This window comes from Streptomyces sp. NEAU-YJ-81 (assembly GCF_017592595.1).
GTDB classification, from domain to species: domain Bacteria; phylum Actinomycetota; class Actinomycetes; order Streptomycetales; family Streptomycetaceae; genus Streptomyces; species Streptomyces hygroscopicus_B.
The window spans coordinates 183,410-199,250 of the sequence record NZ_JAGFNO010000022.1 but is presented as its reverse complement, the minus strand read 5'-3'; the positions used below and the strand labels follow the sequence as shown (position 1 = coordinate 199,250).

The 15,841-nt window shown below is 69.2% G+C and carries 13 protein-coding genes and 1 pseudogene; 5 read left to right on the top strand and 9 right to left on the bottom strand.

All coding sequences use genetic code 11. The features are described from left to right. Both J5X86_RS34990 and J5X86_RS34985 read left to right on the top strand, forming a co-directional pair. Positions 1 to 143, top strand: a pseudogene (locus tag J5X86_RS34990) (IS5/IS1182 family transposase); the annotation flags it as partial. A gap of 245 nt (positions 144 to 388) precedes the next feature. Further along, positions 389 to 1,408 (top strand): DUF4331 family protein, encoded by a 1,020-nt coding sequence (locus J5X86_RS34985; RefSeq protein ID WP_208520702.1) that lies wholly within the window; start codon positions 389 to 391, stop codon positions 1,406 to 1,408. Positions 1,409 to 1,474: 66 nt separating this feature from the next. Here the strand turns inward: J5X86_RS34985 and manD are convergent, their stop codons facing one another. From manD to J5X86_RS34960, 5 genes are all read right to left on the bottom strand, one after another. Then, on the bottom strand, positions 1,475 to 2,689 hold the full coding sequence (gene manD, locus J5X86_RS34980) for a D-mannonate dehydratase ManD (protein ID WP_208520701.1): 1,215 nt from the start codon (positions 2,687 to 2,689) through the stop codon (positions 1,475 to 1,477). Positions 2,690 to 2,753: 64 nt separating this feature from the next. Further along, entirely contained in the window at positions 2,754 to 3,608 is an 855-nt protein-coding gene (locus J5X86_RS34975) for a carbohydrate ABC transporter permease (RefSeq protein WP_208520700.1), read from the bottom strand. Further along, positions 3,605 to 4,564 (bottom strand): carbohydrate ABC transporter permease, encoded by a 960-nt coding sequence (locus tag J5X86_RS34970; RefSeq protein WP_208520699.1) that lies wholly within the window; start codon positions 4,562 to 4,564, stop codon positions 3,605 to 3,607. Before J5X86_RS34970 ends, J5X86_RS34975 begins: the two co-directional genes overlap by 4 nt. Beyond that, positions 4,564 to 5,871 (bottom strand): sugar ABC transporter substrate-binding protein, encoded by a 1,308-nt coding sequence (locus tag J5X86_RS34965; protein WP_208520698.1) that lies wholly within the window; start codon positions 5,869 to 5,871, stop codon positions 4,564 to 4,566. Before J5X86_RS34965 ends, J5X86_RS34970 begins: the two co-directional genes overlap by 1 nt. 225 nt (positions 5,872 to 6,096) lie before the next feature. After that, positions 6,097 to 6,885 (bottom strand): FadR/GntR family transcriptional regulator, encoded by a 789-nt coding sequence (locus tag J5X86_RS34960; RefSeq protein WP_208520697.1) that lies wholly within the window; start codon positions 6,883 to 6,885, stop codon positions 6,097 to 6,099. Between the two features lie 896 nt (positions 6,886 to 7,781). Between J5X86_RS34960 and J5X86_RS34955 the strand changes: the two genes are divergently transcribed. After that, a complete protein-coding gene (locus tag J5X86_RS34955) occupies positions 7,782 to 9,002 on the top strand; it encodes a metallophosphoesterase (RefSeq protein ID WP_208520696.1) in 1,221 nt (406 codons plus the stop codon). A 328-nt stretch (positions 9,003 to 9,330) separates the two neighbouring features. Here the strand turns inward: J5X86_RS34955 and J5X86_RS34950 are convergent, their stop codons facing one another. After that, positions 9,331 to 9,957 carry an alpha/beta hydrolase gene (locus tag J5X86_RS34950; RefSeq protein ID WP_208520695.1) on the bottom strand — a complete coding sequence of 209 codons (627 nt, stop codon included), beginning with the start codon at positions 9,955 to 9,957 and terminating at the stop codon, positions 9,331 to 9,333. 217 nt (positions 9,958 to 10,174) lie between these two features. Between J5X86_RS34950 and J5X86_RS34945 the strand changes: the two genes are divergently transcribed. Together J5X86_RS34945 and J5X86_RS34940 are read left to right on the top strand one after the other, a co-directional pair. Beyond that, a complete protein-coding gene (locus tag J5X86_RS34945; RefSeq protein ID WP_208520694.1) occupies positions 10,175 to 10,930 on the top strand; it encodes a phosphotransferase family protein in 756 nt (251 codons plus the stop codon). Positions 10,931 to 11,402: 472 nt separating this feature from the next. Further along, positions 11,403 to 12,050, top strand: coding sequence for a hypothetical protein (locus J5X86_RS34940; protein ID WP_208520693.1), 648 nt, complete (start codon positions 11,403 to 11,405; stop codon positions 12,048 to 12,050). A 26-nt stretch (positions 12,051 to 12,076) separates the two neighbouring features. On the opposite strand, the gene uppS is transcribed toward J5X86_RS34940, so the two are convergent. From uppS to J5X86_RS34925, 3 genes are all read right to left on the bottom strand, one after another. Next, positions 12,077 to 13,669, bottom strand: coding sequence for a polyprenyl diphosphate synthase (gene uppS, locus J5X86_RS34935; protein ID WP_243982186.1), 1,593 nt, complete (start codon positions 13,667 to 13,669; stop codon positions 12,077 to 12,079). Positions 13,670 to 14,020: 351 nt separating this feature from the next. Next, complete coding sequence (locus tag J5X86_RS34930; RefSeq protein WP_208520691.1) at positions 14,021 to 14,926, bottom strand: NAD(P)-dependent oxidoreductase; 906 nt, start codon at positions 14,924 to 14,926, stop codon at positions 14,021 to 14,023. Between the two features lie 40 nt (positions 14,927 to 14,966). Then, positions 14,967 to 15,836, bottom strand: a complete 870-nt coding sequence (locus J5X86_RS34925; protein WP_208520690.1) for an alpha/beta fold hydrolase — start codon at positions 15,834 to 15,836, stop codon at positions 14,967 to 14,969. Positions 15,837 to 15,841: the final 5 nt, after the last annotated feature.

Genomic DNA, 15,841 nt, shown 5'->3' with positions numbered 1-15,841 from the left:
CTCACGCCAAAACCCGCTGCGTCGGAGAACAGGCGATGGCCGCCCTCAAGGGATGGCGCCTGCTGCGGAAACTGCGCTGCAGCACGACCCGCATCACCGACATCGTGAAGGCCGTCCTCGTCCTTCAACACGCCTCAACCTGAGGATGGAAAAGGCTCACTCTCCGAGCTGTCCGTCGCCTCCTCCCACCGCCGCTGCGTGCGCCTCATGGTTCCAGTCGGTGATCCATTGGGGGGATGTTAGGCGGTGCCACCTCCGCTGTCCGGAGCCGGGCCGGAGCCGCGGGCTAGCGTGGCGATACTGCCAGTGTGCGGAAGCTTCCTGTGGTGCGGAACGGCCGTTCGCGCGCCCTAGCGGTTTCAGGGAGTGCGATGAGGAAGGGCCTGACATGTCCAACCACTTCACCGGCCTCAGCCTTGGGCCACCGCTCGGCGACCAGCGACTCGATCTGTGTGACCTGTACGCCTTCCAGGCACCCGGCGATTCGAGCAGGACCGTTCTCATCCTCAACGCCAACCCCAACGCTGACGCCCTCCATCCCGATGCCGTATACCGGCTCAACATCGACAACGACGGCGACTACCTCACCGACATCGCCTTCAGCTGGGTCTTCAGCCCGGCGGCGGCGGACGGCTCGCAGACCTACAGCGTCTTCATGGCAACCGGCGCGGAGTCCCGCAAGCCCGAGGCGACCGGCACCAAGATCGTGTCGGATGCCGCCGTCTCCTTCGGTCCCCAGGCCAACGTGGTCAGCCGCGGCGATTACCAGGTGAACGCGGGGAGCCGGAGTGACGCCTTCTTCTTCGACTTCGACGGAATCAACAACCTGTTCGACACCGGCGGCAAGCGAAATTTCACCGCACCGCATCTCGGCGACCGGTCACCGTGGACCGGGGTCGACAGCAACACCACGGCCAACGTCTTCTCCATGGCCATCGAACTGCCGACCGCCGAACTGACCCCCCATCCCGAGCTGCACATCTGGGGCCGTTGCAGCGTCCTACGCGACGGCGAACTCGTCCACGCGGACCGGGCCGGGCACCCCTCGGTCAGCAGCTTCTTCAACACCGACGACACCAAGGAGGAGTACAACGCCGGCGAGCCGGTCAACGACCGGGCAAGATGGACGGACCAGTTCGTCCACCTGCTCGGCCACACCGGCGGCTACACGCACCAGGAGGCGATCACCGCACTCGACGAGCACGGCATCCTGCCGGACGTGCTCCACTTCGACCCCTCCAAGCCAGCGGCCTACCCCAATGGCCGGATGTTCACGGAGGACGTCATCGACATCCGCGTCGCGTTCCTCACCAAGAACGAGGCGCCTCCCACCGGTCTCAGCCCGCACACCGACATCCTGGACCGGTTCCCGTACCTCGGCGACCCGCACCCGGCGGCCACCTCCTGACCGATCCCGGCGGAGGTGGTGGTGTCCGGGCCGCCGTAGGTCCGGCGCCCCGTCATCCGCGGCCGGTCACCAGTCGTGGACCGTTCCGTCCTGGAGCCGGTTCACCGGCAGGTACGCCTGCCGGTAGGGGTGGGCCGCGGCCAGGTCCTCATCCAGTTCCACCCCGATACCGGCCGCCTCGCCCGGGTGCAGATGGCCGTCGGTGAAGGTGTAGGCGTGCCGGAAGACCTCCTGCGTCAGGGCGTTGTGCCCCGAGTACTCCTGGATGCCGAAGTTGTGGACCGCCAGATTGAGATGGACGGCCGCGGCCATACCGACGGGCGAGATGTCCTCCGGCCCGTGGATGCCGCTCTTGATCTGGTACTGGGCCGCGAAGTCGAAGAGCTTGCGCAGCGGAGTGACACCGCCGAAGTGGGTGACGGCGGAGCGCACGTAGTCGATCAGTTGCTCGGTGATGAGGGTCTGGTAGTCGTGGACGGTGTTGAAGACCTCGCCGATGGCGAGCGGGACGGTGGTGTGCCGCCGCACCAGTCGCAGCGCCTCCTGGTTCTCCGCGGGCGTGCAGTCCTCCAGCCAGAACGGGCGGTACGGCTCCAACTCCTGGCCGAGGCGCGCGGCCTGGACCGGTGTCAGCCGGTGGTGAGCGTCGTGCAGCAGCGCCAGTTCCGGCCCGAACTCGGCCCGTACCGCCTCGAAGACCCGTGGCATGTGGCGCAGATACGCCTCCGTGTCCCAGTCCTCGACGAGGGGCTTCGCCCCCTGGTGCGGTACGGGCTTGTCGTCGGTGTCCGTGGTGTGCACGCCGTACACCGACTTGAGGCCGGGAATACCGGTCTGGATCCGGATCGCCGGGAAGCCCTGGCTCAGCCGGGCACGCACCGAGTCGAGGAGTTCGGGGAGATCCCGGCCCTCCGCGTGGCCGTAGGTGCGGATACGGTCACGGCTCGCCCCGCCGAGGAGCTGGTACAGCGGCAGCCCGGCCGCCTTCGCCTTGATGTCCCACAGTGCCACGTCGACGGCGGCGATCGCGGCCATCGTGACCGGGCCGCGACGCCAGTAGGCCCCCCGGTACAGCGACTGCCAGGTGTCCTCGATCCGGTGGGCGTCCAGCCCTATGAGCAGCGGTACGACATGATCCTCCAGGTAGCTCACCACGGCGAGTTCGCGGCCGTTGAGCGTGGCGTCCCCCAGGCCGGTGAGGCCCTCGTCGGTCGTCACCTTCAGCGTGACGAAGTTGCGGCCGGGACTGGTGACGACGACCTTCGCGTCGACGATCTTCATGTGTCTGCTCTTTCCGAGCCGGAGCGGTCCCGGCTGCGTCGGGGGCGGGGAGAGGAACGGCCGGTCAGCCCTTGGAGGCTCCCGAGGTCAGACCGGCCACGAGGTGCTTCTGGCCGACGACCGCGGCCACCACGACCGGCACCGTGATGAGGGTGGCGGCAGCCATCAGGCCGCCCCAGTCGGTACTCGCGTAGGAGATGAAGTTGAACAGCGCCACCGGCACGGTCTGGGTACGGTCGTCGGCGAAGACGAGCGCGAACATGAAGTTGTTCCAACTGAACACGAACGCCAGGAGCGAGGCCGTCGCCGTTCCGGGGGCCGCCAGGGGCAGGGTGATCCGCCAGAAGGCGCCGAACGCGGAGAGCCCGTCGGTCCGGCCGGCCTCCTCCAGTTCGACGGGGAGTCCCGCGAAGAAGCTGATCATGATCCACGTGATCAGCGGTACCGACACGAACATCTGGCTGAGGATCAGGACGGTGTACGAGCCGACCAGCCCGATCTGCGCGAAGAGGTAATACCAGGGGACGAGCAGGGAGATCGCGGGCACGATCCGGGCGACCAGGACGAGGGAGCCGGTGCGGTGCATCCGGAAGCGGCCCACCGCCCAGGCGGCCGGTACGGCGATGACGGCGGAGAGCACCGTGGAGACCACCCCGACCAGCAGCGAGTTCCCCATCGAGCGCAGGATCTGGCCGTCCTCCACGATGTTGCGGAAGTTTTCCAGCGTGGGCGAGAACCACAGTCCGACCCGGGGATCGGTCACCTGTACGTTCGTCTTGAAGGCCGCCGCGAACATCCACACCACCGGCAGCGCGAAGATCAGTGTCACCACGGTGATGGCGGCGCCGCGCAGCCAGGCCAGCCCACGGCGGCGGCCGGTGCGCCCGCGGGGTGCGGCGGTGGCGTGGGAGGCGGTCATGCGGCGTCCTTCCTTCCGGAACGGCGGCGCAGCAGTACGACGACGCCGACGATGAAGAGCGTGAACAGCACCAGCACGGCCGCGGCCAGACCGTACTCCTGGTAGTCGAAGGTGAGCCCGTAGGCGTACACGTTGAGGGTCTCCGCCTCGAAGTCCGAGCCACCGCCCGGGCCCTTGGTGGCGTAGAGGATGTCGAAGGTCTTGAGCGCGTCCACGGCGCGCAGGACGAGGGCGGTCCCGATCGTCGGGCCGAGCATGGGCAGGACGACATGGCGGAACCGCTGCCAGGCGTTGGCCCCGTCGACGAGCGCGGCCTCTTCGGGTTCCTCGGGCAGGGTGGTGAGCCCGGCCAGCAGGAGCAGCGTCACCATCGGTGTCCACTGCCATACATCGATGAGCATCAGGGTCGGAAGCGACTGGCTCACCGAGCCGAGGAATTCCATCCGGGGAAGTCCCACCGAGGCCAGGAGATGGTTGGCGACGCCGTTGGTGGGGTCGAGGATGAGCAGCCACAGGATGCCGATCGCGACGGGTGTCGTCAGGAGCGGGATGATCAGAACCGTCCGTACCCAGCGCATTCCACGGAACGGTTTGCGCATGAGCATGGCGAGCGCCAGACCCAGCACCATTTCCAGCGCCACGGCACCGATGGTGAAGACCACAGTGCGCTTCACCGCGGGCCAGAACCGGCGGACATCGCTGAGCGCGTCCACGAAGTTCCGCAGTCCCACGTGGTGTTTGTCGGCGTTCACCGCACCGAAGGCGTCGGTGAGGCTCAGGTTGATGGTGAAGGCCAGCGGGAAGACGATCATCAGTCCGACAAAGGCGAGCGCCGGGGTGAGCATCGCCCACTTCAGCCGGCGGTTGGCCTGTTCGACCGTGCGCGGGGCCCGGCCACGGGGCGGACGGGCGGAGTCCCGGGCCGTCGCCGTCACACGGACCTCGGTGGTGGACATCAGGACTCCTTGTGGCGGTTGTCGCGGACGAGGAAATCGGCGAACTCGGCGTCCGCGTCGCGGACCACAGGCTTCACCGGCTTCCCGAGGATCCCGGCCACGAGCGGGCGCCCGACGATGTCGCGGGCCCGCCCGACCTGGAGCACCTGGGGGCGGTCGTGCCCGATGCCGCGCTCGGCGTTGATCCGCATCGCCTCGGCGAGATCGGGCGGGAAGGACGCGAGCGTCTTGGGATCGGACCACACGGACTGCCGAGCGCACGGTATTCCCGCGGCCTGGAGTTCGGCGGCCATGTCCGGTCCCGCGGCCCAGCGGATGAACTCCCATGCGTCATCGCGCAGTCGGGAGAAGGTGTTGATACCGAGGCTCCAGGACGGGATGTTGTGCGGGCGGGCGCCCGCGGGCCCCGCGGGGAACGGCGCGAAGCCCACGGTCTTGCGCACCGAGGAGACACCGGGGTCCAGGAAGCTGCTGTAGATCGCGTCGGCGTCGATGTAGAACGCGGCCTTGCCCTGGGCGAAGATCGGCATGGCCTGTTCCAGGCTCATATTGGTGGCACCGGGCGGGCCCGCCTTGTGCAGCAGCCTGCCGTAGTACTCGTACGCCGCGGTCGCGGCGCGGCTGCCGATGCCGGACCTGCCGTTCACGACGAAGTCGCCGCCGTACGAGTAGAGATAGCTCGACCACTGGGAGACGGCGCCGCTGCGCTGCCCGCGGCCCACGTACCCGAAGAAGCCCTTGCCCGGGTCGGTGAGCCCTATGGAGGCGTCCATCAGTTGGTCGAGCGTGCGGGGAGGGTCGGCCAGATCCTTGCGGTAGTACAGCGCGGGGCGTTCGGTGACCACCGGGACGCTCAGCACCCTTCCCTTGGTCTCCGAGGCGCCTCGGGGGGCTTTCTGGAAGTCCTGCCAGTCGAACTCCGCATCGCCGTGGACCCGGTCGGTGAGGTCGGCGAGCCAGCCGTTGTGCGCGAAGACCGGCTGCTCCTGGAGGGCCCGGACCATCATCACGTCCACATCGGTACCGGAGGCGTTGAGCTTCACGTTGTAGCTGCTGGCGAGCTGGTCGGCGGTGAGCAGGGTCATGGAGACCCGGCGTCCGACGCGCTCCTCGAACTCCGTCATCCGGCGGCGGACGGCCTGCGACCAGACGTGATTGATCGCCATGATCCGCAGCGGCGTGTCCGCCGACGGTGTGCCGCCCCCGCGCGAACAGGCGCCGAGCGCTCCGGCGCCGACGGCCGCCGTGGCTCCGGCGGCCAGTCTGCCGAAGCCGCGGCGGCTGAGGAACTGGCTGCTCGTGGACATCCTCGTCCTCGTCTCTCTGCTGGTGGTGCGTCCCGTACATCCGAGCCACCGGTCCAACTGGTAGGACCAGTTGGGTCGTGCAGGGACGTTAACAGGACATGCGGCCACCGACCAGCCCCCGGACCGGTCGGTGACGGAGCGATCCGCCGCACCCGGGACGAGGGCATGCCAAAGCGGTGCGGGGCCTGCGCGCAGGGGGCGGCTGCGCCGCCGGTTTTCGGGTCCTTATCCGGTCGGGTGCTCTGATTCGGCCAGCAGCAGCTCGATATGCCGCCGTGCCATGACATCCACCTGGAGATCGAGATCGACGCCGTAGGTGCGCGTGCCGAGCAGGAGGTGCTCCCGCATGTGCGCGCAGGCCAGCTCCTCATCGCGCGCGACGATCGCCTCGAAGATCTCCGGATGGTGCGGCACCCCCGGTTCCTCGATGGAGGGGTCGGAGTTGGAGCGGAGCATCATCTCGAACATCATGCCGCTGATCGACGACAGCATGATCCGCAGGACCGGGTTGCCGCTGGCGACGGCGATCGCATCATGAAAGGCGACGTCCGCGCGCGCCTTGGTGACCACATCGGTCGCCGACTCCAGTGTGTCCTGTGCCGCACGCATCGCCGCGATGTCGCCTTCGCCCGCCCGCAGGGTCGCCAGCCGGACCGTCTCCACCTCCAGCGGCAGCCGCGCCTCGATGAGCTGGCGCACCGTGGGCCGGCCCGTCCGGTAGAGGGCGTCGTATCCGCGGGCCTGTCCGGACGACTGGTCCCGTACGAAGGAGCCGCGGCCCGGCGCCACCTCGATGAGCCGCTGCGCCTCCAGCCGCTGGAGAGCCTCCCGCACCACGTTCCGGCTGGAGCCGAAAGTCGCGGCGAGTTCGCGCTCCGACGGCAGCTTGGCACCGACAGCGATCGCTCCGGACCTGATGTCGTGCTCCAACTGACGCGCGATGCGCTCGGTGAGAAGCCCGCTCCGGGTACTGGTAACGGCACGGCGCGACTGCGAGGACGGGGCAGGCGGCATAACCAGGAGGGTACAGCGTCCCCAGGAGGCGAGTCGCACCCGTGCCCGCTGGACGTCACGTCCTGTGCCGAGCCCCGGCACGGTTGCGAAGTGGAAGGTCCGGGGATTGGCACCCCGCCAGGCGTCCAGATACGTTGACCGCCACCGCGCCCGAGGCGGTGACAGCCACCGATCCTGAGAGGAAGGCGCATGAGCACGACGACGATCATCTCCGTCATCGCGATTGCGATCGTTGCAGTGATCGCATGGAAGACCTGGGGCGGCAAGAGGTGAAGGCCCCGGTGGCCGGTGTCGGGGCGCTTCCGGGTCCCGCGCCGCAGTGGCTCACATCACCCGCCGCCGGCAATCCGCCTGCTGCCCGGGGCGTGGCCGGTCCGGCCGGACCGATGCCGGCGACGCGTCACGCGGATCGCTTCATGAAGCAGCCGGGCTGCTGCTCAGTCGCGTCCCGGCTCAGGACAGCGTCGGGACGCCCCTGGGCCCACCCCACAGTGCGTGGGGCTGCGATCTCGATGGCAGTCCTGCCGGGCGCTGGACATGGCACGACCTGGTTCTGAAGTGAGGGGCCCACCCAGCAGCGGGGCCAGGCCCGACGACCACCACCCGGCCACTCGGTCTGCGGGTTCGGCACGTGGTCGGAGCCGCCCTCGTCCCACGACCGGCGTGCCTGCTGCCCGGGGGAACAGGCTCACCACCGTCCGGCGCGGCGGCCGCGTGTCAGCCGGGGCAGCAGCACCCTGATCGCGGCTCATGCCAAGGGAGGTGTCTGCGGCGGCCTCTTGCCATCTCGCAGAGAACCCTTCGCCCTAAGGGGCCGCGCCCATGAACGCCGGTCCGGCCGCCCAAGGCGACCGGATACAGTGCGCGAGACGGCAGCCTGGTCAGGGAGGGGAAGCGTGACCGACACCAGCAACGCCCGGCCCGCCGGGGGTGAAGCGCAAGCGCCGCGGCAGAGCCGACTGCGCCGCCTGATGCGCTGCATCCCCCTGATCGCCCCCGTCCTGCTGTGGGCCGTGCCCTGCTGGGTGCTCCTGCACACCGGCCAGCACTGGCCGCTGCCCGTCACGCTGGTCGGCACCGCCCTGTTCGCCCTCGGTCTCATCGGTATGCCGCTCGTGATGGTGCGCGGCCACGGCCGGCGCCAACAGGATCGGGCGGCAGTCGTCGGTGACACCCTGCTGGGCACCAGCTGGATTCTGTTCACCTGGTCCGTTCTGCTCGGCGTCCTCTTGCGGCTCGCCCTGACCGTGGCCGGTGTCGGCGAGAGCCAGGACCGGGCCCGAATCGTCACCTGGGCCGTCCTCGGCATAACCGCCGTACTGCTCGGCTGGGGGTACGCCGAGGCCCGCCGGGTGCCGCGCGTGCGCCGACTCGACGTGCAACTCCCGCGACTGGGTGCCGGGTTGGACGGCATCCGCGTCGCCCTCATCACCGACACCCACTACGGCCCGCTCGATCGCACTCGCTGGTCGGCGCGGGTATGCGAGACGGTGAACACTCTGGAAGCCGACCTGGTCTGCCACACCGGCGACATCGCGGACGGCACGGCCGAACGCCGCCGCGCCCAGGCCGCCCCACTCGGTACCGTGCGGGCCACCCGGGCCCGTGTATACGTCACCGGCAACCACGAGTACCACAGCGAGGCCCAGGGCTGGGTCGACCTGATGGACGAGCTGGGCTGGGAGCCGCTGCGCAACCGCCATCTGCTGCTCGAACGCGGAGGCGACACCCTCGTGGTCGCCGGCGTGGATGACGTCACCGCCGAGTCCTCCGGCCTGGCAGGTCACCGCGCCCACCTCGCCGGAGCCTTGAACGGCGCCGACCCCGACCTACCCGTCCTGCTCTTGGCACACCAGCCCAAGTTCATCGACCGGGCAGCAGCCGCCGGCATCGACCTCCAACTCTCCGGCCACACCCACGGCGGCCAGATCTGGCCCTTCCACCACCTCGTCCGCATCGACCAGCCCGCCCTCGCCGGCCTCAGCCACCACGGCCCCCGCACCCTCCTCTACACCAGCCGCGGCACCGGCTTCTGGGGCCCGCCCTTCCGCGTCTTCGCCCCCAGCGAGATCACCCTGCTCGTACTCCGCTCCCCGCACCTGCCCACCTCGATATAGCACTCGACGGGCCGACACATCCGCTTGGAGCAGTCCACGGGCCGAGGGATGCGGCGTCGACAGATGACCAGGCCCGTCTCGCTGCGACCAAGATCCGGACCATTCCCGGGCCGACGGCTCCAACGAGCCATAGGTGGCCACGTTTTACGCAGGTCAGGTGAGGACGGTGCGCAGGTGTCGTCGGCGGTGAACTCGCTGTCCCGGTCACGGATATCGCAGCGGTGGTGCTGGTACGCGTCGCGGTCACGCCTTGCCCCGGCCGTGCGCGTCGAGCATCGCTATGCCCTTTCCCCGCCGCACCCGATGACTGCCACGGACTCATCCGCGCTCACGGTCCGGTGACGGCAGACACAGAGGTCTGTTCGCGCAGGCACCAGGCGAGTGCGGCCCGCCAAGGGCCGTACCCATCTCCGGGGGTGATGTGGCCGGCGGCGGGGAGGACGTCGCAGTCCAGGCCGAGCGCGGCGCTCCACGCGCGCGGGTTGACGGGTGCGTATGGATCGGTCGCCGAGACGACCACATGCGGCGGCTTGGTCGACGCGGCGGCGAGGAGTTCACGGTCGACGCGCTCGAGCTTGAACTCTTCATTGCCGTTGGCCACGGTGAACGCTTGGTCACCGAGCGGGGACACCAGCAGCACCCGAGTGACGCGCAGGTCGGCGGGCAGGGTCTGGGCGGCGCGCAGCCACAGGGCGCAGCCGAGGGAGTGACACACCACGACGCGTTCTTGATCGCCGACTTGAGCCAGCTCGGCGTGCAGAAGATCGATCCATTCGCTCATCGACGGCTGCTCGGGCGTGGGGAACTGCGGATAGAGCACCTGCTCGCCCCGCTGGCGCAGGGCCTCGGTCAACCACCACAGCCAGTGTTGCCGCGGGCGACGGTGCTGCACGCCGTGCACCATGAGGAAGCGCCGCGCAGGCGGAGGCGGAGGCGAGCTGGGCATCTCAGTCATCTGTCTCCTTCGTCCCGGCCCCGATCTTCAGGCTATCGGTCATGCAGCGTTCAGCTCCTTCATCAGACTGACGTGCTCGTTGAGTTCGGTGGCACTTGACCTGGTCAGCGGTCGGTGTCGCGCACGAGGCCGCCGGGTGGCGGGACGCGGTCAGCCGCGCAATCGCACGCGATAAACCCGGCGACGTCGACGATCATCCCCGGGATACTGGTCGCCCATGGATGAGGTCAAAGTCGTCGTCGCCCATTCCGAGCGCGCGACCCTGCGCGTCGGCGACGTGTTCCTGAAGGTAGACGCCGATCAGGCGCGCATCGACGTCGAGGTCAAGGCGATGGCCCTGGCGCCGGTCCCGACCCCGAAGGTCCTGTGGCGCAAGCCGCCCGTGCTCGCGATCGCCGCGGTCCCGGGGACGGCGCTCGGCCGCCTCGGCAAGCCGTCGACCGCGTCCCCGGCGGCGTGGGCCGCGGCGGGTGCCGCCATCCGGAAGTTGCACGACGCGCCGTTGCCGCCCTGGCCCGGCCGGGGCGGCCGGGGCGGCCGGGGCCTCGACGAGTTGGCCGCGGATCTCGACGGCGAGTGCGAGTGGCTCGTGACGAACGGCGTCCTGCCCGCCGACCTGGTCACCCGCAACCGCCAGGTCGCCGAGGCCGCGCTCCGGCCGTGGACTCCGGTGTTCACGCACGGCGACCTGCAGATCGCTCACGTGTTCGTCGACGGCGACGAGATCACGGGCGTCATCGACTGGTCCGAGGCCGGCCAGGGTGATGCCCTGTTCGACCTCGCCACCTTGACGCTCGGATACGAGGAGCACCTCGGCGACATCGTCGCCGGCTATGGCACCGACGTCGACCTCGACGTGATCCGCGCGTGGTGGTCGTTGCGAAGCCTGCTGGGAGTTCGCTGGCTGGTCGAGCACGGCTTCGACCCGTTCGCGCCAGGCTGTGAGGTCGACGTGCTGAGATCCCGGCTGTGAGGCTGCGCGGGCCCGACTGCAGCGAGTGCGTTTGCAGCGAGTGCGTTCTGACGCATCGGGCAGGCCGTCTCCTGGGGGCGCATCGCATGCCCTCTCCCGACAAAGTGCGGTGCGCAGTCGTCGCCGGCAGCTGGCGGCGCGGCCGAGGGTGACGAGCGGGACGACTGACAGCAGCGACTCGATGCGCGCCCACAACTCGTCGTCGATCTCCCACGGCCTGGCAGCGGTCTTCCTCGTCTCGACAGGCTCGCCCCCTTCGGCCAGCTTCAAGAGAACTGACACACCGTCATTCCCGGAGGCTCAGAAGCCTCATTCTGTTAGGAGTCGCCAGCCACACCACCCGCAGAAGTTGGATCGGAACTGTCCTTCTTTCGGGGGGTTTAGGGCATACGCTACGCCCTGGGGAGTGAAGGCCCGGGACGATGGCGCTCTGAGGGCTGCGCCGTGCTGCCCTGGGGAGGATGACAAGCCGATGAGTGCGACGCGACGCACCGTGCTGGGTACTGCCTTGGCCGGGCCCCTGCTGGGCCATTTAGCCGGCACAGCGGCCGGTGCGGATAAGAACCACCGGTTCGGCACGATCTCGGAAGGGTGGGTGGAGGTCCGCTGGACGCCGCAGGCGCAGGCGCAACTCGATCGGTTCCAGGCCACGGTGCGGGCCATCGCGCCCGCTCAGCTGATCGAGGACGAGGCGGGGACCGCCATCCGGTTTCCCGTGCGGACAGCAACCGGCGACCCGGCGTTGACCAACCTGCCCAAGGCCCAGGGCAGTGGCCGCCTCGACGGCGGCGTCGTGGTGCGTACGCCGATGGGTGAGTTCCGGGTCACCGAACTGGAGAGTGTGCTGGAGTCCGGGCAGACGTCCGGACGGTGCGCCGTCAACGGGGCCCAGACCAGCATGGAGTCGCTGTTCATATGCGGTGCGGGCGAGGGCCGTCTGGTCGCGCAGCCGGTGCCGGCCGGTCAGCCGCTCAAGGTCCGGATCAGTGATGTGCCGCTGCGGCCGACCCCTGAGTCGCTGAGCGCTTTCACGACGGCGTTCGGCGCACCTGCCGTCACCACAGACACGGTCATGGCATACGTGACCGGTGAAGGCGTGTACACCCCGCCGGGGCGCTGACCACACCCTGCTCCGGCCCGGGCTCTTCAATCCGCCCGGGCCGGCTGCACAGGTCGGGCCTGTCCGGGCAGGTCCCCGCCGAATCGGCGCCGGCGGCCTGAGAACTCTCTGACAGCGGCCTCCAGGTGCCGGTAGCCGAAGTCGGGCCATAGCGCTGGGTCAAACACCATTTCGGCGTAGGTGAGGTGCCACGGGAGGAAGTTGCTGATCCGCTGCTCACCGGAGGTGCGGATCAGCAGATCGACATCGGGCAGATCTGGCACATACAGATTCCGGGCGATGTCGTCCGCGTCGATGGCTTCCGGCCGGATCCTCCCGGCGGCCGCCTCGGCGGCCAGCGCGCGGGCTGCCGCGACCAGTTCATCGCGGCCGCCGTAGTCGACGCAGAAGGTCAGCGTCAGGACGCTGTTGGCCGAGGTCATGCTCTCGACCAACGCCAGCGCGGACGCGGTCGACTCATCGAGCCGGTCACGGCGCCCGCACCAGCGCACTCGCACACCGCACTCCTGCAGCCACTGGATGTACCGGGTCAGCCCGTCGGCCGCGGTGTCGAACAGACCGGCCACTTCTTCCTGGGACCGGGCCCAGTTCTCTGTGGAGAAGGCGAATACCGTCAGGTGCCGGATCCCCACTCTCAGGGCGGAGTCGATCAGCCGCATCACCGCCCGGAACCCGGCGATGTGACCGTCAAGCGCCGACAGACCGCGTGCTCCGGCCCAGCGTCGGTTCCCATCCATGATCACCGCAACATGTTCGGGAACGGCTGCCAGGTCCTCGACCGCACGACGCCGGGCCGAACTGGCCAGGGTCAGCGGTTCCAGACCAGTGACCATTACCGTGGCACCCAGCATCTCCGCCTCGTCGAGCTGCAGTTGCGCACCGAGGATCAGCGCGTGCATGAACGCCTGGTTGGGTAGATGCACCATCCCCGCCACCGGCATCGCCTGCTCCAGCAGCTCCCGGGCCCGGCCAACCTGGACCTTGACCAGCTCGTCCAAAGCTTGCCGGTATCGCTCCACCCGCTGAAGGTCGCCGACCTCCAGGCCCAGCCGCTTCAAGTCCTCGCGCGGCAGATAACACCGGCCGGCGGCAAGGTCGGCCGGGAAGTCTTCCAAGAGGTCCAGCACGTGCATCGCCTCGCCCAGCAGCGATGCGGACCGCGCCAGCTCCTGATCACGCGGTCCCAGCAGCAATGCGAGCAGCTGGTAGAAGGTCCCGTTGACTTCGCGCAGATAGCACCGAAGGTCTGCGAAGGTGGCGAACGTCGGCTGCGCCTCGCTGTCCACCCGCTCGGCGGCCAGCAACCTCTCGATGAGCGTGACATCCAGATCCCACCGTCGCACCGTGTCCGCGAACGCCCGTAGCACCGGGTGCTCGGCTCCTCCCGAACGCACTGCTGCCAGCGTCTGCTCACACCAGCGGGTCAGCAGCCGCTCGCGGGCGGCCTGCTCGCTCTCGTCGGAGATGCGGTCGGTCCACCCGTAGAACGCGACCACCGCATGGAAGTGGGGCCGGACCTCGTCGGGCAGGACCTCGCCCGCGGCCCACGCCTCGGGGTAGTACCGCTCCGTCTCGCGCGCGCAGAACGCGTAGGATTCACCCAGCTCCGCCGTATCCAAGCCTGGACGCTCACTCGCCAACACCGAACCCGCCTTCGTTCAGGTCGCCTGCCGTCATCACCGTGGCTTGCCTGGCCCCATCACTCTCATGCCGTCCGTATGCCGGCCACGGAACCTTTAATCAGCTTTAACGACCCACCGGTGGATAGGTATCGACGGCCAAGCGCTCGACTGCTGCTCCGTTACCGAGTCCGGAATATCGACAACTATGCACTGTGCTGGGCCAGTTCGGATAAGGATGCGGACGTCGCCCGACTGTCCCCGCTCAATGAGGAGGAATGAGGCGACGTCACGGGTGACGGTGGTGGTGTCGCGGAGGACGGGTCGTTGCCGCCCTCCGCGGTGTCCGGATCAAGAGGTGGGCTGCGCTGCCTTCCAGGCGCGGTAGTGCCGGTCGGGGTTGTCAGTGAAGGAGGCGTGTCGGGGGCGCCAGCCGAGGAGGCGGTGGGCCTTGGCGCTGGTGACGAGTTCGTCCTGGTCGGCGGCCATCTGCAGCATGCCGCCCGCCTCGGCGCTTTCCAGGGCGATCTCGCCGGTGTAGCCGGCGGCGCGGACCGCGGCGTGCTGCATGTCCAGTGCGGTCAGGCGCTGGTCGTCCGCGATGACGTACACCTCGCCGTCGGCGGCGGCGGGGTTGTCGAGGATCCGGACGTAGGCGTCGGCGAGATCGTCGACATGGACCCAGCTCCAACGCTTGGCGGTGTCACCGTAGAAGACGGGGGCGCCGGCCTCGGCGGCGGCGAACCACTGACCCGTCATGGAGGTGGTGGCCGGACCGCCGTATATGAAGCCGGGGCGGACAACGGTGTGCGCGAGGCCGCTGTCGGCGAGTTCCTGCTCCAGGGTGAAGCGGAAGCCGATGGGGCTTTGGGGGTTGCCGGGCGTATTCTCGTCCATCAGCGGCAGGCCGGTGCGGCCGTAGGAAGAGATGCCGGTGGTAAATACCAGGTGGCGGCGGCGTCCGTCGCGCTCCTGGGCGGCGGCGAGTTCTGCGAACAGGCGCTGGTCGGCACCGATCGGGTCGCTCATATCCATGAGCAGGTGCACGACAGCGTCCGCGCCGTCCAGGTGGCCGCGCCAGGTCTCGGGCTTGGAGAAGTCGCCCTGTACGGGGATGACTTCGTTGACCGCGAGGTCCAGGGCGGCCCGAGCCGCGGTGTCGCGGGCCAGGCCGAGGACGGTGTGCCCGGCACGTGCCAGGGCGGCGGAGACGCGGCGGCCCGCGTAGCCGGTGGCGCCGATGACGAGGATCTGCATGGTGGTGCTCCGTGGTCGGTGTGGGTCGGGTGGCCGCGCGTCAGGCAGCCGGGGTGGTGGTGAAGAAGCGGGCGAGTCGCTCCGCTGTCCAGGCCGGGTTGTCGGCGGCGAAGGTGTGGGCGGCGGCGGGGACGATGTCCGCGCGCACGTCGCGCGCCGCCTGCCGAGCGCCGTCAAGGAGGATTTGCTGCGGCAGCCCGAACTCGCCGCTCAGGACCAGGACGGGCATGCCGGAGGGGGCGGCGTCCCGGGCGGCACGACCGTCGTCGACGAGAGTGGCGTAGTGCTCGAAACCGCCGCGCATGGCATCAGGCGCGGTGTAAGCGCGCAGGAGGTCGCGGCGGTCGGCATCGGTGATGCCGCCGCGGCTCATCATCGACCAGAAGCCCGACAGGTACTGCTCCTCCTTGCCCGCGGTGAGCATCGCGGCCAGCTCGCTCTGGGCGTGGAAGCCGAAGTGCCACGAGCCGCCGGCGGCCGGGTTCATGTGCTCCTCCAGGCCGAAGCCGGGCAGGAACGCCTCGCTGAGTACCAGCCGGGACACCTCGTCCGGGTATGCCTGCGCCCAGGCGTGGGCGGTCATCGTGCCCACGTCCGTACCGACCACGCACGCCCGGTCGTGACCGAGGTGGCGCATCAGCTGGTGCAGATCCTCGGCTTCGTCCCGCTTGGTCCAGTGTCCGGCCGGTATGGAGGAGTCTCCGGAGCCGCGCAGGTCCGGTGCGATCACCGTGAAGCCCTGCTCGGCCAGCAGCGGCATCACCGCGCGCCACTCGATCCAGCTGAACGGCCATCCGTGGAGGAGGACGATCGCAGGGCCGCTCCCGCCGATCACATAGTGCAGCCGAACACCGTTGACATCGGCATGGGCGTGCGCGCAGCCCTCCGGCGGGAGAGCGGGAGAGGACATGGGAC